1 rRNA gene (running past one end of the window) is annotated in these 1,747 nt (G+C 52.5%); it reads right to left on the bottom strand.

The features are described 5' to 3' along the window. Positions 1 to 19: 19 nt before the first annotated feature. Positions 20 to 1,747 (bottom strand): 23S ribosomal RNA (locus tag L9059_RS30375) (it continues 1,258 nt past the right edge of the window).

Raw genomic sequence — 1,747 nt, 5'->3', positions numbered from 1 at the left:
CAAATTGCTTGGGTGTTATATGGTCAAGCCTCACGGGCAATTAGTATTGGTTAGCTCAACGCCTCACAGCGCTTACACACCCAACCTATCAACGTCGTAGTCTTCGACGGCCCTTCAGGGGACTCAAGGTCCCAGTGAGATCTCATCTTGAGGCTAGTTTCCCGCTTAGATGCTTTCAGCGGTTATCTATTCCGAACATAGCTACCCGGCAATGCCACTGGCGTGACAACCGGAACACCAGAGGTTCGTCCACTCCGGTCCTCTCGTACTAGGAGCAGCCCCTCTCAAATCTCAAACGTCCACGGCAGATAGGGACCGAACTGTCTCACGACGTTCTAAACCCAGCTCGCGTACCACTTTAAATGGCGAACAGCCATACCCTTGGGACCGGCTTCAGCCCCAGGATGTGATGAGCCGACATCGAGGTGCCAAACACCGCCGTCGATATGAACTCTTGGGCGGTATCAGCCTGTTATCCCCGGAGTACCTTTTATCCGTTGAGCGATGGCCCTTCCATACAGAACCACCGGATCACTAAGACCTACTTTCGTACCTGCTCGACGTGTCTGTCTCGCAGTCAAGCGCGCTTTTGCCTTTATACTCTACGACCGATTTCCGACCGGTCTGAGCGCACCTTCGTACTCCTCCGTTACTCTTTAGGAGGAGACCGCCCCAGTCAAACTACCCACCATACACTGTCCTCGATCCGGATAACGGACCTGAGTTAGAACCTCAAAGTTGCCAGGGTGGTATTTCAAGGTTGGCTCCACGCGAACTGGCGTCCACGCTTCAAAGCCTCCCACCTATCCTACACAAGCAAATTCAAAGTCCAGTGCAAAGCTATAGTAAAGGTTCACGGGGTCTTTCCGTCTAGCCGCGGATACACTGCATCTTCACAGCGATTTCAATTTCACTGAGTCTCGGGTGGAGACAGCGCCGCCATCGTTACGCCATTCGTGCAGGTCGGAACTTACCCGACAAGGAATTTCGCTACCTTAGGACCGTTATAGTTACGGCCGCCGTTTACCGGGGCTTCGATCAAGAGCTTCGCGTTAGCTAACCCCATCAATTAACCTTCCGGCACCGGGCAGGCGTCACACCCTATACGTCCACTTTCGTGTTTGCAGAGTGCTGTGTTTTTAATAAACAGTCGCAGCGGCCTGGTATCTTCGACCGGCATGAGCTTACGGAGCAAGTCCTTCACCCTCACCGGCGCACCTTCTCCCGAAGTTACGGTGCCATTTTGCCTAGTTCCTTCACCCGAGTTCTCTCAAGCGCCTTGGTATTCTCTACCCAACCACCTGTGTCGGTTTGGGGTACGGTTCCTGGTTACCTGAAGCTTAGAAGCTTTTCTTGGAAGCATGGCATCAACCACTTCGTGTTCTAAAAGAACACTCGTCATCAGCTCTCGGCCTTAGAATCCCGGATTTACCTAAGATTCCAGCCTACCACCTTAAACTTGGACAACCAACGCCAAGCTGGCCTAGCCTTCTCCGTCCCTCCATCGCAATAACCAGAAGTACAGGAATATTAACCTGTTTTCCATCGACTACGCTTTTCAGCCTCGCCTTAGGGACCGACTAACCCTGCGTCGATTAACGTTGCGCAGGAAACCTTGGTCTTTCGGCGTGGGTGTTTTTCACACCCATTGTCGTTACTCATGTCAGCATTCGCACTTCTGATACCTCCAGCAAGCTTCTCAACTCACCTTCACAGGCTTACAGAACGCTCCTCTACCGCATCATCC

It is taken from the genome of Pseudomonas violetae, assembly GCF_023072615.1.
GTDB classification, from domain to species: domain Bacteria; phylum Pseudomonadota; class Gammaproteobacteria; order Pseudomonadales; family Pseudomonadaceae; genus Aquipseudomonas; species Aquipseudomonas violetae.
Note: the sequence above shows the minus strand (reverse complement) of the source record. Positions and strands in the feature narration are given on the sequence as shown.